This is a genomic window from Shinella sp. SUS2, from assembly GCF_001262505.1.
Classification (GTDB): Bacteria; Pseudomonadota; Alphaproteobacteria; order Rhizobiales; family Rhizobiaceae; genus Shinella.
Genome location: NZ_KQ410727.1, coordinates 86912 through 110117, shown reverse-complemented (window position 1 = coordinate 110117; position 23206 = coordinate 86912). Strand labels below are relative to the sequence as shown.

Genomic DNA, 23206 nt, shown 5'->3' with positions numbered 1-23206 from the left:
GGCAGCGGAAAGCTCAATCCGCCTCGACGACGAGCCGGTATCCGACACCCGGCTCCGTGCGCACGACGGCCGGATGGGTCGGGTCGCGCTCGATCTTCTGGCGAAGCTGGCCGATGAAGACCCGGAGGTAATGCAGGTCCTCGCCATGGGCCGGGCCCCAGACGGAGGTAAGCAGCGTCTTGTGTGTGACGACCCGCCCGGCGTGGCGCGCCAGCAACGTCAGGAGATCGTATTCCTTCGGCGTCAGGCGGATCGCTTCCTCGTCTCGCGATACCAGCCGGCGCACCGTGTCGATGACGAGGCCGTCGGTGACGAGCGTTGCCGGAGGCGCCTCAGACCGCTCGCGGTGACGCAGCGCATTGCGGATGCGGGCGGTAAGCTCGCCGATGCCGAAGGGTTTTTCGATATAGTCGTCGGCGCCGAGGTCGAGGGCGGCGATCTTCTCGCTCTCCCGCTCGCGGGCGGAGAGGATGATGATCGGAATCTGCGTCCAGCCGCGAAGACTGGTAACGACGTCCTTGCCGTCCATGTCCGGCAGGCCGAGATCGAGAATGACGAGGTCGGGCGCTGCCGTTGCCACGGCCTTCAGTGCCTCGCCGCCGGTTGCCGCCTCCACCACGTCATACCCCGCCGCCTTGAGGGCAGGCTTGAGGAACCGCTGGATCTGCGGCTCGTCGTCCACCACCAGAATGCGCTCGTTCATCATGTCGCCTTGCCCGTCCTTGCCTTTTCACCCACCGGGAAGCGGATGACGATGCGGGTGCCCTTCTTCTTCACTGCCGGGCTCTCTACATGGATCTTGCCGCCCATCGCCTCGATGAAACCACGGGCGATGGATAGGCCGAGACCTGTTCCGGGCGAGCGGCCGTCCGGCTTGCCGCGACGATAGAATTTTTCGAAGACGCGGTCGATCTCCGAGGGCGGAATGCCCCTGCCGAGGTCGGTGACGGAGATGAGGACATCCTGTCCATCCCGCCGCGCATAGACATTGACCGGCTCCTCGCCACCATATTTCACCGCATTGTCGAGCAGGTTGAACAGCACCTGGCCAAGCAGCACGCTGTCGCCCTCGATGAGTGGCAGGTCGGTCGCAATGCCGGTCTCGATCACCTTGCCCGGGAAATACTTGCGCGCCCGCTCGACGGCGGACTGCACGACATCGGAAACGTCCACCCAGTCACCCTTGGGCTTCAACGTGCCGGATTCGATGCGCGTCATGTCGAGCAGGTTGGCGACGAAGCGGCTCATGCGGCTGCCCTCCTCCTCGATCGACTGGAGAAGATCGTCGCGACTTTCGGCAGTCATGCGCCCGCCGAGCTGGCGCAGGCTTGTGACGGCCCCCATGATGGTGGCGAGCGGCGTCCTGAGGTCGTGCGAGATCGAGGAGAGCAGAGCCTCCCGGTAGCGCTCGCCCTCGAGCTTGGCCGCCTGCATCACGCTTTCTTCCGAAAGCCGCGCCCTGTCGAGCGCAATCGCCGTCTGATCGAGGATGGCGGACAGCGCACGCTCCGCATTGAGGTCGAGGCGTTCGTCTCCCAGCTGAATGCCGCACACGCCGACCAGGCCGTGCGGCCCCATCAACGGGCGGAACTCGAAGCGGCTATTGGGCAGCGTGCCCGTGCCCAAGCCGGCCTTCTCCTGCTTGTCGCAGGTCCAGCGTGCCGCCGTGAAATCGGTGACGTCGAGCTCGGTATCCGGCGGCCAGACCGCGGCGACCTTGAGATCGTTCTTGTCGGGCAGAAGCAACACGATGTTGCGCTTGAGGCTTGCCTGCAGATGCGACACCGCCACCCAGTTCGCATCGTCGGCCTTGCCTGCCGTCGAGAGCTTTCGCGAAAAATCGTAGAGCGATTGCAAAGCCGTGGCGCGCACACGGGCAACTTTCGCCTGCTCCTTGATACGCGAGGCGAAACCGCCGGCGATGATTGCCACCGTCAGGAAGACGAAGAGCGCGAAAACCTCGTGCGGCGCGGTGATCGTGAAGGTGTGCACCGGATCGATGAAGAGAAAATTGTAGGCGAGCGCCGAAAGGAAGGCGGCAATGAAGGCGGAGGCATAACCGCCCAGCACCGCGGCACCGAGAACCGCAAGCAGGAAGAGCAGCGAGATGTTCGGCAATTCGGCAAAGAGATAGACAAGCTTGCCCAACGCCGCCGTGGCGGCCACGAGCGCGAGCGCGACAAGCGCCGACTGCCGGTAGGAGGCGATCGCCGGCATAGCGGGGCGTGCGGGGGCGGCCGACTTTTCCTTCCTGTCGGGCGTAACGAAATAGACACCAAGGCCTGCCGCGTTGCGCGAGAGCGCATCGGGCAGCGACGGCGAGACGAGCCGTCGCCAGCCGCGGTTGCGCCGGGCGCCGATGACGATCTGCGTCGCGTGCTCGCGGCGCGCCAGCTTCAGGATTTCCTCGACGAAATCGTTGCCGACCACCCGGCGCGTTTCCGCGCCCAGCTGCTCGGCGAGCCGGAACAGCGCCTCGATGCGGTGCAGATGTTCGGTCGTGCCGACCTCCCGGTCCGCCCGCTCTATCGACACGACGATCCACGGCGCGTTGAGGCCGGAGGCGAGCCGGCTCGCCACACGAACCACCTTTTCCGACAATTCGTCCGGCCCGACACAGACAAGCAGGCGTTCGCCGGCCGCCCAGGGCCCTTCGATCGCATGCTGCTTGAGATAGTCGACCATCTGGTCGTCGACCCGGTCTGCCGTGCGCCGCAGCGCAAGCTCGCGCAGCGCCGTCAGGTTGCCGAGCCGGAAGAAGCGGTCAATCGCGCGGCTGGCGCTGTCCGGCAGATAGACCTTGCCCTCCTTCAGCCGCTCGATCAGCTCCGTCGGCGGCAGATCGACGAGCAGGACCTCGTCCGCCTTCTTCAGCATGACATCGGGCACGCGCTCGCGCACCGTGACACCAGTGATCTCCGCGACGAGATCGGCGAGGCTTTCAAGATGCTGGATGTTCAGCGCCGTCCAGACATCGATGCCGGCCGCGATCAGCTCCTCGATATCCTGGTAGCGCTTGGGATGCCGGCTACCTTCGGGATTGGAATGGGCCAGTTCATCGACGAGCACGATGCGCGGACGGCGGGCGAGCGCACCATCGAGGTCGAACTCCTCCAGTGCACGGCCGCGATGGGTGATCTGTTTGCGCGGCAAAACCTCCAGACCGGCAAGCAGTGCGGCGGTTTCCCCGCGCCCGTGGGTCTCGACGAGGCCGACGACGACATCCACGCCCTCTGCCTTGAGACGGCCGGCACGCGACAGCATGGCATAGGTCTTTCCGACGCCGGGAGCAGCGCCCAGAAAAACAGTCAATTTGCCCCGGCGGTCTTTCTCCGCCAGGGCAAGCAATGTGTCGGGATCCGGTCTGCGGCTGTCGTCGTCCGCCATTCGTCCTCTCATGATCCGAGCGTGTCGAGCGCCATGTTGAGCTGTAGCACGTTCACTTGCGGTTCGCCGAACACACCCAGGAGCCGGCCTTCGACCTGCCGCCCGACAAGGGCCTCGACCGTCGTTTCCTCCATACCACGCGCCTTTGCAACCCGCGCGACCTGCGCCCGCGCGAAAGCGGGCGAGATATGCGGATCGAGGCCGGAACCGGAGGTCGTCACCGCGTCGGCCGGGATCGGCGTCGCCATGCCCGCCGCCGTCAGCCGGGCGACATCCGCCTCGACACGATCCCGAAGCTTGACGGAGGTCGTGCCCAGGTTCGAGCCGGACGAGGCGGCCGCGTTGTAGGCGTCCGGTCCGGTGGCCGAAGGACGCGGCCAGAAATACTTGTCCGAGGCAAAGGCCTGCCCGATGAGGTCGGAGCCGACGACGGCTCCGTTCCTTTCGATGAGAGAACCATTGGCGGCGGACGGCATCACGACCTGCGCGATGCCGGTCACGGCGAGCGGATAGGCAAGGCCGAGAAGCGCCGTCAGGGCGAAGACGAGAGTGAGGGCCGGGCGAAGTTGTTTCAGCATGATCACACCAGATTTAGGGCGCTGACGGCAAGATCGATAGCCTTGATGCCTGCAAAAGGCAGGACGAGACCACCGAGACCGTAGACGAGAAGGTTACGGCGCAACAGGGCGGCCGCTCCCGCCGGACGATAGGCGACACCGCGCAGCGCCAGCGGAATGAGCGCCACGATGATCAGCGCATTGAAGATGACGGCCGAAAGGATGGCCGATTGCGGCGAGGCGAGTTGCATGATGTTGAGTGCATCGAGCGCCGGATAGGTCGCGACGAAGAGGGCCGGGATGATCGCGAAATATTTGGCGACATCGTTGGCGATCGAGAAGGTGGTCAGCGAACCGCGCGTCATCAGCAATTGCTTGCCGATCTCGACGATCTCGATGAGCTTGGTCGGGCTCGAATCGAGGTCCACCATGTTGGCCGCCTCGCGGGCCGCCTGCGTGCCCGTCTGCATGGCAACGCCGACATCTGCCTGGGCGAGTGCAGGAGCGTCGTTGGTGCCGTCGCCGCACATGGCGATCAGGCGGCCGCCCTGCTGTTCGCGGCGGATATAGGCCAGCTTGTCCTCCGGCGTCGCCTGGGCAAGGAAATCGTCGACGCCGGCTTCCGAGGCGATGGCTGCGGCCGTCACCGGATTGTCGCCTGTCACCATGACGGTGCGGATGCCCATGGCGCGCAGTGCCGCAAAGCGCTCCTTGATACCCGGCTTGACGATGTCCTTGAGGTGGATGACGCCGAGCAGGCGCGAACCGTCGGCAACGGCGAGCGGCGTGCCGCCGCTGCGCGCGATCGTCTCGACGGCACGACGGAATTCGGCGGGCGCATCACCCTCCTGAACGCCGGCAAAACGCAGCACGGCATCGACCGCGCCTTTGCGCAGCCGGCGGTCACCGAGATCGACGCCGGAAAGGCGGGTCTCGGCGGTGAACTCGATCACGGCATCGAAGCGCACCTGCGGCATCGCTACCGAAAACTCACCCATTGCAAGAGCCACGATCGAACGGCCTTCGGGCGTCTCGTCGGACAGGCTGGCGAGAAGCGCGGCTTCCGCGAGTTCCGAGGGGCTCACGCCCGGCGCCGGCAGGAAATCGCTCGCCATGCGGTTGCCGAAGGTGATGGTGCCCGTCTTGTCGAGCAGCAGCGTATCGACGTCGCCGGCCGCCTCCACCGCCCGGCCGGAGGTGGCAATGACGTTGAAGCGGACGAGGCGATCCATGCCGGCAATGCCGATGGCCGAGAGAAGGCCGCCGATGGTCGTCGGGATGAGCGTGACGAGAAGCGCGGCAAGCACCGTGACCGTCAGGATCGTGCCGGAATAGCCGGCCAGGCCCCAGATGGCGACGCAGACGAAGAGGAAGATCAGCGTCAGGCCCGAAAGCAGGATCGACAGCGCGATCTCGTTCGGCGTTTTCTGCCGCTGCGCGCCCTCGATGAGCGCGATCATGCGATCGACGAAGGAGGAGCCGGGCGCAACGGTGATCTTCACCGTGATCTCGTCGGAAAGCACCTGCGTGCCGCCGGTAACGGCAGAGCGGTCGCCGCCGGATTCGCGGATGACGGGAGCGGATTCGCCGGTGATTGCGCTTTCATTGACCGAAGCGACCCCTTCGATCACCTCGCCGTCGCCGGGAATGAGTTCGCCGGCGGCAACAAGCACGACATCGCCGATGGCAAGGCTGGTTGCCGGGATCGTTTCGACCGCGCCGGAGGCCGACCGCCGCCTTGCGACGAGTTCCGACTTGGTCCGCTTCAGGCTGTCGGCCTGGGCGCGGCCGCGCCCTTCGGCGACGGCCTCTGCAAAGGTCGCAAAGAGCACGGTAAACCAGAGCCAGGCCGCAATCTGGCCGGAAAAGCCCGCCTGCGCGCTGCCGGTAAAAAGATCGCGCAGGAAAAGCACGGTGACGACGGCGGCGACAGCCTCGGTGACGAAGATCACCGGATTGCGCACCAGCTGGCGCGGGTCGAGCTTGACGAAAGCATCGCGCGCGGCCGGCAGGAGGATGGCTGGGTCGAGAAGGCCCGGCGCGTGGTGGTCCTTTGACATGATCTGTTCCTTCAGAAGGTCTGGCCGGCAAGCATCGCCAGATGTTCGACGATGGGGCCGAGGGCAAGCGCAGGGAAGAACTGCAGGCCGCCGAGAATGAGGATGATGCCGATGAGGAGGCCGACGAAGAGCGGCCCGTCCGTCGGGAAGGTGCCGGAGGACGGGGGCACCTTCACCTTGGCCGCCAGCGAACCGGCGATCGCCATGACGGGTATCATATAGGCGAAGCGGCCGAGCAGCATGGCGATGCCGAGCGTCGTGTTGTACCAGACGGTGTTGCCCGTCAGCCCGCCGAAGGCCGAGCCGTTGTTGCCGGCCGCGGACGTATAGGCATAGAGGATTTCCGACAGGCCGTGCGGGCCGGCCGTGCCGATGCTGGCGACGGCGAAGGGCAGCATGGCGGAAACTGCGGTGAAGCCGAGGATGGTGAGCGGCAGGACGAGCACGGCGAGCATGGCATATTTCATCTCGCGGCCCTCGATCTTCTTGCCGAGGAATTCCGGCGTGCGGCCGACCATCAGGCCGGACACGAAGACGGAAAGCAGCGCGAAGACGAGCATGCCGTACAGACCGGACCCGACACCACCCGGCAAAACCTCACCGAGCTGCATCAGGAACATCGGCACAAGACCGCCGAGACCGGTGAAGGAGCCGTGCATGCCGTTGACGCCACCGTCTGAAAGGCCGGTCGTGACGGCGGCATAGAGCGCGGTCATCGCCTGGCCGAAGCGCACTTCCTTGCCTTCCATATTGCCGGCGGAAGCATCGACGCCAAGAGCGGTCAGGATCGGATTGCCCGCGGCCTCCGCCCAGTAGACGACGGCGACGCCTGATATCAGCAGGATCGCCATGGCGCTGATGATCGCCCAGCCCTGGCGGCGGTTACCGACGAGCTGGCCGAACGTGTAGACCAGCGCGGCCGAGATCGACAGCATGGCGAAGATGTTGAGATAGTTGGAGAACGTCGTGGGGTTCTCAAAGGGATGGGCGGCGTTGACGTTGAAGAAGCCGCCACCATTGGTGCCGAGCTGCTTGATCGCCTCCTGCGAGGCGACCGGGCCGAGCGAGATCGTCTGGCTCGCGCCCTCGAGCGTGGTCGCCGTCACGGCACCGTCCAGCGTCTGCGGCAAGCCCATGGCGACGAAAGCAAGCGCGACGACGATCGCCATCGGCAGCAGCACATAGAGCACCGCCCGCGTCATATCCACCCAGAAATTGCCGAGCGTTGCGACCTTCGAACGGACGAAAGCCCGCGTCAGCGCCATGGCGAGCGCGATGCCCGTTGCGGCGGACAAGAAGTTCTGCACCGTCAGGCCGGCCATCTGGCTGAAATGGCTGAGCGTGGTTTCGCCGCCATAGTTCTGCCAGTTGGTGTTGGTGACGAAGGACACCGTCGTGTTGAAGGCGAGGTCCGGTGCCATGCCGGCAAAACCCTGCGGGTTGAGCGGCAAATACGCCTGCAGGCGCAGGATCGCATAGAGCGCGACAAAGCCGGCGATGGAGAAGGCCAGCATCGAGGCCGTATAGGCGAGCCAGCCCTGCTCTTTGCCGGGGTTTATGCCGGAAACGCGATAGAGGTCCGTTTCCAGACGTCCGAGAACCGGCGACAGCGCAGTGCGCTCGCCGGCAAAGACGCGGGCCATGTACAATCCGAGCGGCTTGATCGTGACGAGCACCGCGAGGAAGAAGAGGGCGATTTGCAGCCACCCGATCGTGGTCATCAAAATTCTCCAGAAAACTCAGAAGCGTTCGGGCCGCAGCAGCGTGACCACGAGATAGGCGCCAAGGGCAAGCGCGACGAAAAGGCCGAAAAGGGGTTCAAGCACTGTCGTCTCCTCAAAGCCGGTCGAGCGCGCGGGCATAGGCTGCGAACACGACGAACGTGGCGCAGCCGAGCGCGAGGAATATGAAATCGGACATGTCCGTCTCCTGTTTATGCTGGCGGCACACTAGGAGCGGACGGGGTCAGGTTTCGATTGGGAAGGCAGGGAAGCGACGTAAGGAAAAGATAAAGATGCGTTTTCCAGTCCGCCGCGTATTTTTTCAAAGCGGCAGGGAATAATCCGGCAGGCATCGGTGTCTTGGCAGGGGCGGCTCAGGAAAGTCGCCGTAACGATGGGAGACGACCATGAAGTTCCTAGTCCTCGTGCCATTCGCCGTCGCGGTCCTTGCGGGCACGGCTTTCGCTGCCGAACCGTTCACGACCGTCAAGACCGACAAGGGCGAGGTGCTTGCCGGCGAGAAGGGCATGACCCTCTATACCTTCAAGAAAGACAAGCCCGGCACCTCGAACTGCTACGACAAATGCGCGGCGAACTGGCCGCCGGCCATCGCCGCTTCCGATGCGGCCGCAGAGGGTGCATACTCCCTCGTCACCCGCAAGGACGGGGCGAAACAATGGGCCAAGGACGGCATGCCGCTCTACTACTGGGTCAAGGACAAGAAGGAAGGCGATACGACCGGCGACGGTGTGAACGGCGTCTGGGATGTCGCAAAGCCCTGACCCGCACGGCGTCGGGATGGGCAGCGGGCGGGAGGGCGTATCCTCCTCGCCCGTCTCTTTCGACGCCGAGATCCTGGCCCTCTTGCCACAGCTCCGGCGCTACTCCCGTAGCCTGACGCGATCGGATGCGGAAAGCGAGGATCTGCTGCAGGACTGTGTCGAAAAGGCGCTGAGCCACCGGGGGCAATGGCGCGGCGCAAACATTCGCGCCTGGGCCTACCGGATCATGACCAACCTGCATTTCAACGCCCGCCGCGCCGTCGCGCGCCGCCCGTCCGTCGGCATCGAGGCGGCCGAGAGCATCGCCGAAGGCGCCCCGCCCTCCGATCCGCTGGCGCGGAACCGGCTCGTTCAGGCGCTCGACGCCCTGCCGAAGGAGGCGCGGGCCGTGCTGATGCTGGTTGCGGTCGAAGGCCACACCTATCAGGAAGTTGCCGACATCCTGGATGTCCCGGCCGGCACCGTCATGTCGCGCCTCTCCCGCGCCCGGCAGATGCTGCGGGAGAAATTGGCAGCCGAAAACGTCATTCACCTGCGGAGCCCCCGATGAGCGAGAGCCGCCCCGTGACCGAAACGGACCTACACGCCTTTGCCGACGGCTTTCTGAAGGGAGCTGAACACGAACGTGTGGAAGCCCATCTCGCCGACAACCCGGAAGCCGCACGACTGGTGGCCGACTGGCAGGCGCAGAACGATGGCCTGAGAGACGCCTTTGCCGCCTATGCCACCGCCCGCCCCTCCGATCTCCAGCTCATCACCGGACATCGTGCCGCTAAAAGGGTCGCAACGCCGCACCTTGCAATGGCCGCCGCGGCAATGCTCGTCTTCATGCTCGGCGGCCTTGCCGGCCATTTCGGCCCGATGCTCCTTGAAAGGGCGCCGACGATGACGGCCATGGATGCCCTCCCGCACGAGGCGCGCAATGCCTATCTCATCTATGCGAGCGAGGTGCGCCATCCCGTCGAGGTCTTTGCCGACCAGGAGGCGCATCTGGCACGATGGCTCGGAAAACGCCTTGCCATCGACGACCTGAAGGTCCCGGACCTCACGACGCTCGGCTTCAAGCTGGTGGGCGGTCGCCTCTTGCCCGTCACCGACAAGCCCGGCGCCCTGTTCATGTACGAGGACGAAACCGGGCGCCGCGTCACGGTCCTCGTTGCCCGCAACGAGGAAAACCGGACGACCAGCTTCCGCTTTGCTTCTACCAGCGGCGTGGAAACCTCCTACTGGATCGATGGCGATCTCGGCTATGCGGTGACCGGCGACATTTCCCGCGAACGGCTCCAACAGATCGCGGAGGAATGCTACCGGCAGTTCCCGACATAAGGCCGTCACAGGTCGGGCCAGGACCCGGCGGTTCTAGAGATAGGACAGGAACAGCACGATCCCCGTTGCAATGACGGCGAGCCGGAGGGCGATGGCTGGCACATGGGCCGCAAGCCGCCCGCCGAGGAACCCGCCGGCCAAGGCACCGGCAAAAACGGGCAAACCCTGCCGCCAGGCAATGCTGCCGCTTGCGATGAACACCGCCGCCGCAAGCGAGGTCACCACCGCCGCCCGAAAATTCTTGCGCAGATTGGCACGCCGGAGCGCCGCCTCCCCCTCCAGCATGATCAGCGCCATCAGCACGACACCGAGCCCGGCGCCGAAATAGCCGCCATACAGCGCCGCAGCGAAATCGAGAAACCGGCACCGCGGCCCTTTCCCTCCGGCAAGGCGCCCCACGAGCCGATGCAACGGTGCGGCAAAGGTAAAGAGCAGCGTCGCCGTCAGGATGAGCCAGGGCACGAGCACGCGAAACACATCGTTTCCGCCAAGGAGCAGCAAGGCCGCACCCGCAAGTGCACCTCCTGCCACCCAGGGCATGCTGTCGCTCTCTTCTGCCGGCAGCCGCTCCGGTGCCCCGACGACTGCCAGCGCGTGGCCCGGCCAGATGGCGACCGCGCTCGTCGCCGCGGCCGAAACGGGCGGCACACCCACTGCGATGAGGGCAGGCAGCGTGAAGAAGGTGCCACCGCCGGCGATGGCATTGCAGAGGCCGCCGATCAGGCCGGCCCCTGCGAGAAGAAGGAAATCTGTCAGGATCATCGTCACCTCTGCGGCAAGAATAGACTTGCAGCCGGCGGGCAGTGTCGCGAAGATGCCAAGTGCCATCGCGGAGGTGCCAGAATGCAGGTCGATCCGGTCGCGGGATACGAGGACGGCGCAGCACGGCTCATCGGCCTTTCCACCCGCTTCGAGACGGCGCGCGAGCCGCCGCCACACCGCCATCGCCGCGGGCAATTCGCCTATTGCCCGGATGCGCCTCTCTTGGTGCAGGCCGCAGAGCGTTTCGTCGTGCTCGGTCCCGGCGAGGCGATCTGGATACCCGGCGGCCTGCCGCATGCTCTGAGCGCGCGCAGCGCCCGCACGGCGCACAATCTCTATGTCGAGCCGGGCGCAACGGTGCTTCTCGGCGACCGGCCGATGCTTTTCCGGATCGGTGGACTGGAACGGGAGCTCGTGCACACACTCGCCTCCAGCGATCGCAGGGCTTCCGGCCAACCGGCGCATGAGCGTCTCATCGACGTGTTCTTCGACCGGCTGCGCCCGGCCCGACCTGTCGCGACGCTGGCAATTCCCGCCGATCCCGCACTCGCCGCCATGCAGCGCCAATGGCATGCCGGCGAAGAACGCCTGCTGGAGCTTTCCGATTGGGCCAACAGGCTGGCACTGTCGCCGCGCAGCCTGCAAAGGCGCATTACCACCACCACCGGGCTCTCCTTCCGTGCCTGGCGGCAACGGGTGGTGCTGGCTGCGGGTTTCGATCCGCTGATGCGTGGCCTACCGGTAAAAGTGGTGGCGGCCGATGCCGGCTATGGCTCGGCCAGTGCCTTCGTTTCCGCCTTCCGCAAGGCTTTCGGCGTAACGCCGGGCGCCCTTGCCGAGATGGGCGCGACAGAGCATCCGGGCCGGTGAAAACCGCTCAGGCCCGGCCGGCGCGGATCATCGAGAAATAGTCGTCGCCGCCAACCTGCCCGCCCTTCAGCGCGATCTCGAGGCCATCCGCCGCCCCGCCATGGGCAATGCAGAGCGGCGAACCCGGCGTCTGCGGCAAGGGCATTTTCAGCGTGAGTGCCGCGATCCCCATTTCACCAAGCGCATGGCTTGATGTGTCGCCACCGGCGACGACCGCGCGAACAAGACCGGCACGTGCGACGATCTCCGACTGGATACGCCCCAAGGCACGCCCGAGACGATGACGGGCGCCTGCCGCAGAATCGAGTTCACCGCCGCGGTCCGCCGCAGGCCCGAGCGCGGTATAGAGCACGACGCTGCGCCCTTCCTGCAAGATCCTGAGACCAGCCTCGACGGCCGCAGCAACCGCCGTCGCGTTGTTCTCGCCCGACAGCACAAGCGGATCGAGCGTGACGCCACCAAAGCCGTTTTCCAGCGCATGGCGGATCTGCCGTTCGGTGGTGGGCGAGACGCTGCCCGAAACGACAGCGATGCGATCCACCGGCCCGGCTGCGGGAAAGGCGGGCTTCTCGCCGACCAGGCCCTGGTCCCGCCATGTCGGGATCAGGGCGTATTCCAGACCGGAGGAGCCGCAGACAAAGCGGCTCCTCTCCCGCAGCCGGTTCCAGAGCAGGGCACCGGCCGCAACCTGCGTCGCCGCATCGAGCACGTCGACGAGAAGGATATCGGCGTTTTCCGGCTGCTGATCGGCCAGCAGCGCAACCATGTCGATGAGGGTGGAGGAGAGCGTCGTCTGCCGCGAGAGATGCAACAGGAGATTGGCCTCGTTCATCGGCGTCACCGGGTGACGTGCCATGACCGGATGGCGATCGATGCGGTAGTTACGCCCCTGATAGGCCGCAAAAAGGTCGCCAAAGGCCGTGTAGCGCCGGATCTGCGGCGCACCGACGATGAGCGGCACCGTCGCCTCGCCGAAGACGGCACGGCCGATCTCTATTGCACGGCCGATGTTGCCGACATGGGGGGCGGAATCGAAGGTCGAGCAGATCTTGTAGTGGCAAAGCTCGGCATCGAGCGTCTTCAGCCAGCCGAAGGCCGCACGAAGATGCACGTCCATCCAGCCCGGTGTCTCGCTGCGGCTGGTGCCCGCCAGGCCGAAGGCCCGCGCACCGGCAAACCGCGACAGGAGGTCCGCATCCGGCACATCGAGGAAAAGCACGGTCTCCACGCCATTGGACGCGAGGGCCTCCATGACGTCCGTCGAGCCGGTGAAATCGTCGCCGTAGTAGCTGATCAGGGGACGCGTCATCGTCTAGGCTCCCTTGCCATCGGCAAACTTTTCGATGGACTGCGCAAGTTCCGCATGGTCCTTCGCATAGGCTTCGAGCGGCACGCCCGCGACGGCCGCTTCCCAGGCCTGCCGTATGGCCTTGACGCCCGCCCCCGGCCCGCCCGGATGACTGACGATGCCACCGCCGCACAAGTACAGCAAATCCGTCGAACCCTGCGTCGCCGCGATCGTTTCCGGCGCCTGCCCGCCCCACTGGCCGGAGCCGATGACCGGGAGCGCCACGTCCTTCGTCGAAAACAGCGGCGTGCTGACGGCCTTGTAGGAGCGCACGAAACTCTCGTCGGGCTCCCAGTATTTCACGCGGATGCCGTTGATCTGGAACTGGTCGACACCGAGCAGCCGCCAGAACTGCTGCCAGACGGAAAACTCGAAGCCGAGACCGGCATGGCGGGTCAGGATATCCCACCCGTTGCGGTGGGCATGCAGCACGAGACCCGAGCGCTTGCGCAGAAAGGAAAGGCCGCCGAAGCCGATGGAGTTGATGTTGACGACCGCACAGTTGCCGCCGGCTGCCAGTACCAGATCATGGTTGCGCATCATCTCGTCGGGATCGGCGTGGCTGATGCCGAACGCATACATGACCTTCTTGCCGGTCTTCTGCTCGTGGTCGAGGATCCTCGGCATGATCGTCGCCACGCGGTCCTTCAGCGGCGAATAGGCCGGGCTCATCAGCTTCTCGTCGTCCTTGATGAAGTCGACGCCCGCAGCGATCAACTCTCCGACCATCTCGGCCGTCTCGTGCGGCCGAAGGCCGAGTGCCGGCTTGACGATGGTGCCGATGATCGGCCTGTCTTTCACACCCGTCAGCGCGAAGCTTCCGGAAACGCCAAATTGCGGGCCGGGATGCGCGTCAGCGAACTCCGGCGGCAGCTTCATGCCGACGACGCGGATGCCCGTCATACCCTTGATGGAGAACACACCGCCGATCGCGATGGTCATCAGCGCCGAAAGATCGGTCCCGACAGCATCCAGCGGAAAATCGATATCGACATCCGCCCGGTGAAAGAGGTGCGCCCCAACGGCTTCATCCGGAAAGGAGGCCCGCTCGGCGGGCGGCAGGGGGCGAATGGCAGCAACGCGCGCTGCAACACGGGCCTTCAGCTCCTCCGTCTCCCCGGGAAGGGCCACGAAGGTGCCGGTCGACTGGTCGCTGGCGATCTTCGCCGCCATGGCCTCGGGCGAACCCGCCGTCTCTATCCGATAGGTCAGACGGATCACGTTTTCTCCTCCCGCACGCGCTTGTGAAAATCCATCAACTGGTATAATGAGTATTTATGTTATTGCAAGCCGACTTTCTCGTGAAAGCTGTTGCGGCAATGAAACTTGATGCATATTCAAACCTGTCGAAACCAGGTGCCCCATGAACGTCGTTTCCGAACCGATCGTCCGCAAGAAACTCTCCGACGAAGTCTTCGCCCGGCTGAAGCACATGATCGAGACCGGCGAACTGAAAGCCGGCGACGACATGCCCTCCGAACGCGAGCTGATGGAGCGCTACGGTGTCGGCCGCCCGGCCATCCGCGAGGCGATGCAGGCGCTCGCCGGCAAGGGGCTGGTGGAGATTTCGCAGGGCGAGCGCGCCAAGGTGCTGCGCATCACCGCCGAATCCATCATCCGCCAGGTCGACCTGCCGGCAAAACTCATGCTCTCCGGCTCCTCCGACACGCTGGAGCATCTGAAAAGCGCCCGCATCTTCTTCGAGCGCGGCATGATCCGCGAGGCCGCCACCAAGGCGAGCCCCACCCAGATTGCCGAACTGCGCGCCCTGCTCGACACGCAGAAACAAAGCCTCGGCGATGCGGATGCCTTCATCGAAGCGGACATGGAGTTCCACCAATGCATTGCGCGGATCTCCGGCAATCCGATCTTCGCGGCCGTCAGCGGTGCGATGCTGGGATGGTTGAAGTCCTATCATACGGAAATGCTCATCTGGACGGGCCGCGAGAATTTCACGCTGGCCGAACACGAGGAAATCATCCGCGCCATCGAGAAGGGTGACGCCGACCTTTCCGAAAAGGCGATGATCAAGCACCTCGAACGCTCCCGCGCGCTCTATGCGCTCAAGGGGCAGAAATAAGGTTCACAGCAGGACCTCGACCGTGCCGTAGGGCGGCAGGCTGATCCTTTGGGCCGCCGGCATCTCCACGCCGCCGCCACCGATCAGCGAAACCGTGCGCGGCATTGCCGGAAGAACCACAACCTGCGCCTCTCGCGTGATGTTCGCCAAAAACAACCGGCTTTCTGCAGCAAGGCCCAGCACCGCATCCGGGCGGGACGTCTCGACGGCGACCAGCGCCGCACCCGAAAGGCTGCCGAGCCGCGCCAGCACATGGGCGAGCGGCCGAAGCGCCCCTTCGGGCGTTGCCTCCCCCTCGCTTGCCACAAGCCCGAACGGCCCCGCCAGCGTCGACAACGTCAGGACCTCAAGCCCGGTCGAGGCAACCGTAGCGGCATAGGCCAGCGTCCAGGCTGCACCGAACGCCCCGTTATGACGAAGATCCACATTGGCCATCGGAATGCGGCCGCCCGCTGGATTGGCCTTCGTCGCGCTGCCATAGGGATTTTGCCGCATGGCGATTGTCGAAGGGCCGATACGGTACGGCTTGTCGCCGTAGAGCGTGCGAACCGAACGCGTGACAAAACGCAGCGCCTCGAAGGTCTGCATGACTGAGAGGTCATCGGCCGCGTGCACGATCGGATTGGTGCAATGACTGACATAATCCAGCAACGCGCCCGGCACACGCTTACGGTTGAGCTCGGTGAAATAACTCATCATGCCGCCACCGAGCCGCACGCCCGGAAAGGCTGCCCGCGCTGCGGCATAAACCGCCTCCAGCGGCGGACACTCCGGCCAGACGCTGCCGGGCGGCGTCGACTGCCGGTCCACCGCAGGACAGACGAACAGCGTATCGAGCACCAGCCCTGCCTTACCGACGAGTGACGCGATATCAGACATTTCATCATTGAGCGGACGTTGGCACGGCACGGCAAATTCCAGCGTCACCTTCAGGCCGGACCGTGCTGCGATCTCAGCATAGCCAGCCAGCGCTTCGATGCCATGGCCGGCGGCAGGATCGAAATGGGCGATCAAATGCCGGGCGCCCACAACGCTCAAGGCATCGAGTGCGGCCCGCTCGCCAGCAAGGCATTCCGGCCTCAGTCCGACGCCGATCTCGGGAAGCCGGTATGTCGTCGGCACCATCAGCAGCGAAACGGCATCCCCGGCACCGGCCGCAGGCGCCGCATCCCCATCCGCCTCGATCGCAACAGAAACCCGCTGGCTGAACGGTTTGCTCTTCGGCACGCGATAGGGCCAGGGCAGCGCCAGCGGCCGCACATAGGTTTTGTAGGAGCCGTCGGTCCAGTTGCGCTGGTCCTCCATCTCGAAGACATCGCCCAGGAATTCCGTCGTTGCCGCGATACCGGAGGCAACGTGATGGGTAATGGCAGCGATATCCTTGAAGGGCTGCCAGGGCTCTATCCGGTCCGGCCAACGCGCCTGTTCGACGCTGCCGTCACTGTGCTGCACCTCGACCGGTTCGCCTGCAACGCCGACAACCGGATGCAGCACGACGAAGCCCGCGCGCGCAGTTTCAAAATCCGCATCGCTGACGCAATCGGCAGAGAAGGTCACGCTCTCGGCGTTGCCGGTGATCGTGATGGTGCAGTCGAGGTTGGCGCCGGAAGGCGCGCTGAAACGTGCATCATAGCAAACAGAAAAACCCGTTGCCGTTTCTTCGAGCGCAAGATTGGCGATAGCGGCGCCGCAAGTACCCCAATCCCTGTCGCGCACGAGAAATGCAATGGCGCGCAGCACCTCATGGCCACGAAACCGCAGTGTGCGCAGGTTGCCGTCCTGAAGGTCCACACTCAGGTCACCGGCCGAAAGCGTTCGGCTTTCCGGCTCGCGCTCGCTTGTGCCGTAGAGCCGGAGCAGGTCCCCGCTCATCCCAAAAGATCTCCCAGCGCGACGGTCTCGCCGCGCTTGGCACTGAGATAGGCAGCCTCCACCAAGGCAAAGGTTTTCAGGTTGTCGTGGCCGGAGGTGTCCGGTTCGTGTCCCGTCGCCAGCCGCTCGATCCAGTGTTTCTGGATGAGCGCAACACTCTCCTGGATATTGTGCCAGGGCCGCGAGGCCCAGGGCAGCAGGTTCGGCGCGACGACCGTGTCCGTCGTGCCATCTGGACCATGAACGATGAGCTTGTAGTCCTTGCCGAGCCGCAGCGTGCCCTTGCTGCCGTCGATCTCGACGAAGGTTTCCGGAAAGGGTTCCTGCGGCAGCTTCGTCGCATAGCTGACATCGACAATCGAGGTGATGCCGTTGTCATGGTCGAGCAGCATCGTCGCCACGTCCTCGCCGGCGATGTCAGGGTTGATGCGGCGTGTGCGGGCGGTCATGTGGCTGGCATCGCCGAAGAGGAAGCGGGCGATGTCGAGCGAGTGGATGCCGAGGTCCTCGATGATGAAGCGATTGCCCTTGGCGAGATAGGGCTGACCGGAGAACACATCGAAGCCGGAACGGAAGGAGACGCGACCCCAGAAGGGATCACCGATCGCGCCACTATCGAGCACCGCCTTTACGGCTAAGATAGGCGTCTGCCAGCGAAAATTCTCGTGGATCATCAGGGGGATGCCCGCCGTCTGCGCGGCGGCGACCATGGCTTTGGCATCCTCAAGCGTCGGCGCGAACGGTTTCTGGCAGATTGCCGGGATCGAGTGGCTTGCGGCAAGCTCGACCAGTGCGCGATGACTGCCGACCGTCGTGGCGATATCAACGAAATCGAAGCCGCCATCGGCAAACATCGCTCCCGCCGACTGATAGCGCCTTTCGACGCCGAAGTCGTCACCGACGATACGCAGCCGCTCCGGATCGCGGTCGCAGATCGCCACGATGTCCACGTCGGCCAAGTCCCGCCAGCCATGCATCTGGTTGACGGCGAAGAAGCCGCAACCGATCAACGCACCCTTGAACCGCGCCATGCTCAACCCGCCTTTGCCATCTGCATCAGGGTGACGCGCTGCTGGAGCCGGCGCTGCGCCTGGTCCACCACGACGGCGACGATGATCACGAGCCCCTTGATCAGCATCTGCCAGAAGGAACTGACACCCATCATCACCAACCCGTCCGAGAGAATGCCGATCACGAAGGCGCCGATGATCGTGCCGCCGATCGTGCCGCGTCCGCCCGACATGGATGTACCACCGAGAACGGCCGCCGCAATGGCGTTAAGCTCCAAATTGGTGCCGGTCGCCGGGTGCGAGGCCATCAGTTCGGAGGAGATGATGAGGCCGACGATCGCCGCGCAGAAGCCGGAGAACATGTAAACGAACATCTTGACGCGGTTGACACGGATGCCGGACATGCGGGAGGCACGTTCATTGCCACCGACCGCGAAGATGTGCCGGCCGAGGGGCACGAAGCGGGCGAAGTAGGCGGCCCCCAGCGCGACGACGATCAAAATCCAGACGGAAACCGGCAGGCCGAGGATCGAGCCGGAGCCGAGATAGGAAAAGCCCTGATTGCCGAGGTCTTCGCGGCCCGTGAGATTGGGCAGCGTCTGGCCATCGGAATAGAGCAGCGCCATGCCGCGCGCCACATAGAGCGTGCCAAGCGTCGCGATGAAGGGCGCGACGTTGAGGCGGGTGATGAGCAGGCCGTTGATCGCACCGATCAGGATGCCGACCGCCATGACGATGACGGCGACCTCGACGATGTTGAAATAGACCGTGTAGCCGAGCGGCAGCGCCACGCCATACATGATGAGCCCGCCGGCGATCATGCCGCACAGGCCGACGATCGAGCCGACCGAAAGGTCGATGCCGCCGGTGATGATGACGAAGGTCATGCCGATGGCAAGGAACGCGTTCTGCGTCGCGTGTTTCGACATCAGGATCATATTCGCAGTCGACAAAAAGTTCGGCGCGAAGATCGAGAAGAAGATGATCACCGCGAAGAGCGCGATGAAGGTCCTGAGCTTCATGATCGTGAGCAGGGCGGCGCCCGTGGAAAGGTGGTTGCCGGCGGCGGCAGTTTGCGTTGCTGTCGTCATCACGCGTGCATCCTTTTGGTTTTATGTCCCTCCGCGGAGGCCGAAACGATCATCTCCTCGGTGGCGTCCTTTCGATCCACCACGGTCACCAGCCGGCCGTTGCTCATCACGGCGATACGATCGGACAGCGCCATGACCTCTTCGAGGTCGGAAGTGGAGAAGAGGATGGCGAGCCCCTCGCCCGCCAGCCGCCGCATGGTGCGGAAGACGTCTGCCTTGGCCCCGACATCGATGCCGCGGCTCGGCTCGTCCATCAAAAGCACTTTTGGGCCGGTCATCAGCGCCTTGCCGATGACGACCTTCTGCTGGTTGCCGCCGGACATCGAGGTAACGTCGAATTCGGGGTTCTTCGCCTTGATCGAGAGGCTGCGGATCGCCTCCAGGATCGCCTTCTTCTCGAGCTTCAGATCGATATGGAAGCCGCCCTTCAGGAACTGGCCGAGGCTTGCCATCGAGAGGTTGTCAGCAATCGACATGGACTGCACAAGCCCCTCGCGCTGGCGGTCCTCCGGGATCAACGCCAGGCCCTCGCGGATGCGCCGGGTCGTATCGCGACCCTTCAGCTCCTCGCCCTCGACGAAGATTTTTCCCGTATAATGCTCGTGCCGGCCCATGATGCATTCGAAAAGCTCCGAACGCCCGGCGCCCATCAAACCATAAATGCCGAGGATTTCGCCCTTGCGCACGCCGATCGAGACATGATCGACGGCATAGCCGCCCTGCGCGCGCGGCAGGCAGATGTCTTCGGTGCGAAACAGCTCCGCGCCCGGCTCGTGATCGACCTGCTTGGCAAAATCCTTGGCGTCCGAGCCGATCATCGAACGCACGATCCAGCGCGTGTCGATGTCCTTGACCATGGCGTGACCGGTGATCTGGCCGTCCTTCAAGACGGTGATGTAGTCTCCGATGCGCATCAGCTCTTCCAGCCGGTGCGAGATATAGACGATGGCGACGCCCCGCGCCTTGAGGTCGGCGATGACGCGGAAAAGCACGTCGACTTCCGCGGCACTGAGGGCCGACGTCGGTTCGTCCATGATGAGGATGCGCGTGTCGAGCGAGACGGCGCGGGCGATCTCGACGAGCTGCTGCTGGCCGATCGGCAGGTCTTCCGCCAGCGTATCGGCGGAAATGCCGGCTTCCAGGCGGTTGAGGAATTCGTTCGCCTTTTCGACCTGCGCCTTGTGATCGATGCCGCGGATACCGCGGGTGATCTCGCGCGTCGCAAAGATGTTTTCGGCAACGGAGAGGTTGCCGAAGAGGTTCAGCTCCTGGAAGACGATGCCGATGCCGTGGCGCACCGCATCGGCAGGGCTGTTCAGATGAATGCGCACGCCGTCCATCCAGATCTCGCCGAGGGTCGGCCGCTCCACGCCGGCAATGATGCGCATCATAGTCGACTTGCCGGCGCCGTTTTCGCCGACGAGCACATTGACCGCGCCGCGCCTGAGCTTCAGGTCCGCCCTCTTCAACGCCACGATGCCGGAATAGGCCTTCGTGATGTCCTTCAATTCGAGAATGACGTCGCCGTCGTCGATGCCGCTCATCTCAGCCTCCGACGGTGATTGTAACGGGCACGAATTGCGGCAACTGCCCTTTGGCCGGCAGCGGATAGGCGCCCGTCGCCTTGATCGTCTTGCCGTTCAGGCTTTCGCGGGGCAGCTTTTCCAGCAGCAGGCCATTCACATGCGTGTTGAACGACTTGCCGTATTGCGCCCACTCGATCTGGTTCTTGAACTCGTTGAAGTTCACGAATTTCAGGCTGTCACGGATCGCCGTGCCGCGGATGGCCGGGCCGATCGAGACGCGCACATCCGCCTTCTGGTCGCCGTCGACGTCCACATCGACATAGGCTGCGCGCGATTTCGTTTCTTCAGCAACGATCACCCCGTCGACCTTGGCCGCAAACGTCCAGGGCGCATTGCCCTGCTTTTCCTTGTGACCGTATTTTTCGGCAGCCGCATTCAGGTCGCTTGCCGCGAGAGCGGAAACCGCCTGAAACGCACCGGCACGCTCGTCGAGATAGGGCACGACCTTGGCGTCCCAGATATCGGCGACCAGCTTGTCCGGATTGAAGGCCCCGGCCGCCGCCTGTTTCTGTTCGTCTTCCGTCTTGACGAACTTGCAGCCGCTAAGCGCCAGCGCGCCGGCCAGCAGAACCGGAAAGGCAGCCTGAAACCTCAGCATTCCCATTCTCCGTCATGAATGAAATGCGAGGCGGGACCGTACCCCGCCTCGCACCGTCGCGGGGGAGGATTATTCCGCGAGCGCGAAGGTTTCGAGCTTGCTGGCGTTGTCAGCGGTGATCAGCACGCAGTCCATGAGCTGCTTTTCCTCGGCCGGCGCCTTGCCGGTCGTGATGTATTCATGCGCCTGGGTGACAGCGAGCTGGGCCTGGGCATAGGCCGGCTGCATGACGGTGGCCTTGATGCCGCCTGCCTTGATCGAGTCGCGCACGTCGTTCGAACCGTCGAATCCGACGACGATGACGTCCTTGCGGCCGGCCGCCTGAAGCGCCGCGATCGCGCCCATGGCCATCGTGTCGTTGCCGGCGATCACGCCCTGGATGTCCGGGTTGGCCTGAAGGATCGTCTCCATCTTGGAGTAGCCTTCGGTCTGGCTCCAGTTGGCCGACTGCTGGGCGACCATCTTCATGTCGGGGTACTCGTCGATGACGTCGTGATAGCCCTTGGAGCGAATGCCGGCATTGAGATCGGCTTCGCGGCCGAGCAGCTCGACATAATTGCCCTTCTCGCCCATCAGCTTGACGAACTCTTCCGCGCCGAGCTGCGCGCCCTGATAGTTGTTCGAGACGATCTGCGAGACGGCAACGCCGGTGGCGTTGATTTCGCGGTCGATCAGGAAGGAGGGAACGCCCGCATCCTTCGCCTTCTGCACGGCGGCGATCGAGGCTTCCGAGCCGGCATTGTCGAGGATGATCGCCTTCGCGCCGCGGCCGATCGCGGTGTCGATGAGCTGCGACTGCTTGTTGGCGTCGTCATCGTGCACGAGCACCAGCGTCTCGTAGCCGAGTTCCTTGGCCTTCGCCTCGGCACCGACGGCTTCCGCCTTGAAGAACGGATTGTCGTGGCTCGGCGTGATGATGGCAATGAGATCCGCTGCAAAGGACGGCATGGCAACGCCGGCGGCCATGACAGCAGCGAAGCCGACGGTGATCAGTCTACGGGTAATATTCATATGTCTCCTCCCGGTTAGGCACCGGTCTCTCCAGCGGCCGTTCCTCCATTGAAAAGGGCCGCCCCGGTGCAAGTCGCTTCATCGGCGGGCGAACCCGCCGGATATCAGGTGATGCGGTGGATACTGGCCGCGATTTCCTCGGGCTCGAACACACGCTTCCAGTCGTCCTTCATCAGCACGGGCTTGCCGAACTCGATCGCCTTGTTGCACGCGTCGGAAAAGACGCCGGGCGTCTCTTCGAAGATGACCGCGCCGAGCACGTTCATATGGCCGAGCAGGAAGTCGCGGGCGGCCTCCTTGGCAACGCCCCGCCTGACGCATTCGTCCATGGCTTCCCGCATGACGACGAGCAACGAAGCGCAAACGGTTTCGGAAAGCCCGGGCTCCAGCAGCGCCATCTGCTCGACGGTGACACGGTGCGAGCGCATGACCGGCGCCCAGATGACCTTCGCGATCTCCTCACCGAGCGCATACACCTCCTCCGGCCCCTGCATCAGGGCGGAAACGATGTGCTGCTTGGCCGCGATGCCGCCGAAGAAATCGCGCTTGGCGGCCGGATCCGTCTCGTCGTTGAAGATTGGCGGATGGCAGGGATGCGTGACGAAATAGGTAAGGTCCGCACGATCCGGCAGATGGCCGGCGAAGGGGGCGGCGGCGTCGAGCGCGACGACCATCGTGCCCGGCTTCAGCTTGTCGGCGATGTCGGCTGCGACCTTGCCGATCGCCGTATCCGGAACCGCGAGGATGACGACGTCGGCACCATCGAGGCCTTCGTCGGCGGAAACGCAGGCGAGGCCCAGTTCATTGGAAAGGCGCGCCTTTCCGGCCTCGCTCACCTCGATATGACGGACATCGAAGCGCGAACCCTTGAGATTCTTGGCGAGCCGATAGCCCATTTTGCCACCGGCGCCGAACAACGCGATCGATGTCATCGAAGACCTCCCTGAATGCAGCGGCCGGAGATTTGGGCTCCAGCCGGAATTTCCTCCACCGGGCGTCCGGCGTGATCCTATATTTCTCAACTGGTATAATATGTCAACAACTATATCTTAGAATATGCGATCACACGATGAACATAACATCGCGTCTTGACGGCGATGGAGAACGGAGCTCAACCCCAACCATTTGAAAAACCGTCGGTTCTT

Annotated in this window: 21 protein-coding genes; 5 read left to right on the top strand and 16 right to left on the bottom strand. The window is 64.3% G+C overall.

The features are described from left to right. Positions 1-13: 13 nt before the first annotated feature. Genes AKG11_RS09150 through kdpF form a run of 6 tightly spaced genes read right to left on the bottom strand, consistent with a single transcriptional unit; the run spans position 14 to position 7866 of the window. Positions 14-706: a response regulator gene (locus AKG11_RS09150; RefSeq protein ID WP_050743669.1), complete on the bottom strand. Its 693-nt coding sequence runs from the start codon at positions 704-706 to the stop codon at positions 14-16. Next, positions 703-3387 carry a sensor histidine kinase gene (locus tag AKG11_RS09145; protein ID WP_050743668.1) on the bottom strand — a complete coding sequence of 895 codons (2685 nt, stop codon included), beginning with the start codon at positions 3385-3387 and terminating at the stop codon, positions 703-705. The genes AKG11_RS09150 and AKG11_RS09145 overlap by 4 nt, the downstream gene beginning before the upstream one ends. Positions 3388-3395: 8 nt before the next feature. Then, positions 3396-3965 carry a potassium-transporting ATPase subunit KdpC gene (gene kdpC / locus AKG11_RS09140; protein WP_050743815.1) on the bottom strand — a complete coding sequence of 190 codons (570 nt, stop codon included), beginning with the start codon at positions 3963-3965 and terminating at the stop codon, positions 3396-3398. 2 nt (positions 3966-3967) lie between these two features. Continuing rightward, entirely contained in the window at positions 3968-6004 is a 2037-nt protein-coding gene (gene kdpB / locus AKG11_RS09135) for a potassium-transporting ATPase subunit KdpB (RefSeq protein ID WP_050743667.1), read from the bottom strand. A gap of 11 nt (positions 6005-6015) precedes the next feature. Next, positions 6016-7725: a potassium-transporting ATPase subunit KdpA gene (kdpA, locus tag AKG11_RS09130; RefSeq protein ID WP_050743666.1), complete on the bottom strand. Its 1710-nt coding sequence runs from the start codon at positions 7723-7725 to the stop codon at positions 6016-6018. 18 nt (positions 7726-7743) lie between these two features. Beyond that, the gene (gene kdpF / locus AKG11_RS33665) at positions 7744-7866 is read right to left on the bottom strand and encodes a K(+)-transporting ATPase subunit F (protein ID WP_081870726.1); all 123 of its coding nucleotides are present in this window, start codon (positions 7864-7866) and stop codon (positions 7744-7746) included. Positions 7867-8132: 266 nt separating this feature from the next. On the opposite strand from kdpF, the gene AKG11_RS09125 reads away from it, so the two are divergent. From AKG11_RS09125 to AKG11_RS09115, 3 genes are read left to right on the top strand one after another with little or no spacing between them, the layout of a single operon-like run. Continuing rightward, entirely contained in the window at positions 8133-8507 is a 375-nt protein-coding gene (locus tag AKG11_RS09125) for a COG4315 family predicted lipoprotein (protein WP_023513922.1), read from the top strand. Further along, entirely contained in the window at positions 8491-9057 is a 567-nt protein-coding gene (locus AKG11_RS09120) for an RNA polymerase sigma factor (protein ID WP_081870725.1), read from the top strand. The genes AKG11_RS09125 and AKG11_RS09120 overlap by 17 nt, the downstream gene beginning before the upstream one ends. Beyond that, the gene (locus tag AKG11_RS09115) at positions 9054-9833 is read left to right on the top strand and encodes an anti-sigma factor family protein (protein ID WP_050743665.1); all 780 of its coding nucleotides are present in this window, start codon (positions 9054-9056) and stop codon (positions 9831-9833) included. The genes AKG11_RS09120 and AKG11_RS09115 overlap by 4 nt, the downstream gene beginning before the upstream one ends. Before the next feature lie 33 nt (positions 9834-9866). On the opposite strand, the gene AKG11_RS09110 is transcribed toward AKG11_RS09115, so the two are convergent. Then, positions 9867-10661, bottom strand: coding sequence for a TSUP family transporter (locus AKG11_RS09110; protein WP_023513919.1), 795 nt, complete (start codon positions 10659-10661; stop codon positions 9867-9869). A 15-nt stretch (positions 10662-10676) separates the two neighbouring features. Between AKG11_RS09110 and AKG11_RS09105 the strand changes: the two genes are divergently transcribed. Then, positions 10677-11465, top strand: coding sequence for an AraC family transcriptional regulator (locus AKG11_RS09105; protein ID WP_023513918.1), 789 nt, complete (start codon positions 10677-10679; stop codon positions 11463-11465). 7 nt (positions 11466-11472) lie between these two features. Here the strand turns inward: AKG11_RS09105 and AKG11_RS09100 are convergent, their stop codons facing one another. Continuing rightward, positions 11473-12774, bottom strand: a complete 1302-nt coding sequence (locus AKG11_RS09100; RefSeq protein WP_023513917.1) for a four-carbon acid sugar kinase family protein — start codon at positions 12772-12774, stop codon at positions 11473-11475. A 3-nt stretch (positions 12775-12777) separates the two neighbouring features. After that, a complete protein-coding gene (gene oiaX / locus AKG11_RS09095; protein ID WP_050743664.1) occupies positions 12778-14034 on the bottom strand; it encodes a 3-oxo-isoapionate-4-phosphate decarboxylase OiaX in 1257 nt (418 codons plus the stop codon). Positions 14035-14176: 142 nt separating this feature from the next. On the opposite strand from oiaX, the gene AKG11_RS09090 reads away from it, so the two are divergent. After that, the gene (locus AKG11_RS09090; protein WP_023513982.1) at positions 14177-14893 is read left to right on the top strand and encodes a transcriptional regulator NanR; all 717 of its coding nucleotides are present in this window, start codon (positions 14177-14179) and stop codon (positions 14891-14893) included. A 3-nt stretch (positions 14894-14896) separates the two neighbouring features. On the opposite strand, the gene AKG11_RS09085 is transcribed toward AKG11_RS09090, so the two are convergent. The 7 genes from AKG11_RS09085 to AKG11_RS09055 all read right to left on the bottom strand — a co-directional run bounded on the left by AKG11_RS09085 (position 14897) and on the right by AKG11_RS09055 (position 22993). Continuing rightward, positions 14897-16765: a D-apionate lactonase gene (locus AKG11_RS09085; protein WP_050743663.1), complete on the bottom strand. Its 1869-nt coding sequence runs from the start codon at positions 16763-16765 to the stop codon at positions 14897-14899. Then, positions 16762-17796 (bottom strand): Gfo/Idh/MocA family protein, encoded by a 1035-nt coding sequence (locus tag AKG11_RS09080; RefSeq protein WP_050743662.1) that lies wholly within the window; start codon positions 17794-17796, stop codon positions 16762-16764. The genes AKG11_RS09085 and AKG11_RS09080 overlap by 4 nt, the downstream gene beginning before the upstream one ends. A gap of 2 nt (positions 17797-17798) precedes the next feature. Continuing rightward, complete coding sequence (locus AKG11_RS09075; protein ID WP_050743661.1) at positions 17799-18866, bottom strand: ABC transporter permease; 1068 nt, start codon at positions 18864-18866, stop codon at positions 17799-17801. Continuing rightward, positions 18866-20410: a sugar ABC transporter ATP-binding protein gene (locus tag AKG11_RS09070; RefSeq protein ID WP_050743660.1), complete on the bottom strand. Its 1545-nt coding sequence runs from the start codon at positions 20408-20410 to the stop codon at positions 18866-18868. The genes AKG11_RS09075 and AKG11_RS09070 overlap by 1 nt, the downstream gene beginning before the upstream one ends. 1 nt (position 20411) lies before the next feature. Further along, positions 20412-21050, bottom strand: a complete 639-nt coding sequence (locus AKG11_RS09065; protein WP_050743659.1) for a DUF2291 family protein — start codon at positions 21048-21050, stop codon at positions 20412-20414. A gap of 69 nt (positions 21051-21119) precedes the next feature. Then, positions 21120-22061, bottom strand: coding sequence for a D-ribose ABC transporter substrate-binding protein (locus AKG11_RS09060; RefSeq protein ID WP_050743658.1), 942 nt, complete (start codon positions 22059-22061; stop codon positions 21120-21122). A 104-nt stretch (positions 22062-22165) separates the two neighbouring features. Further along, positions 22166-22993 (bottom strand): phosphogluconate dehydrogenase C-terminal domain-containing protein, encoded by an 828-nt coding sequence (locus AKG11_RS09055; RefSeq protein ID WP_050743657.1) that lies wholly within the window; start codon positions 22991-22993, stop codon positions 22166-22168. Positions 22994-23206 lie beyond the last annotated feature (213 nt).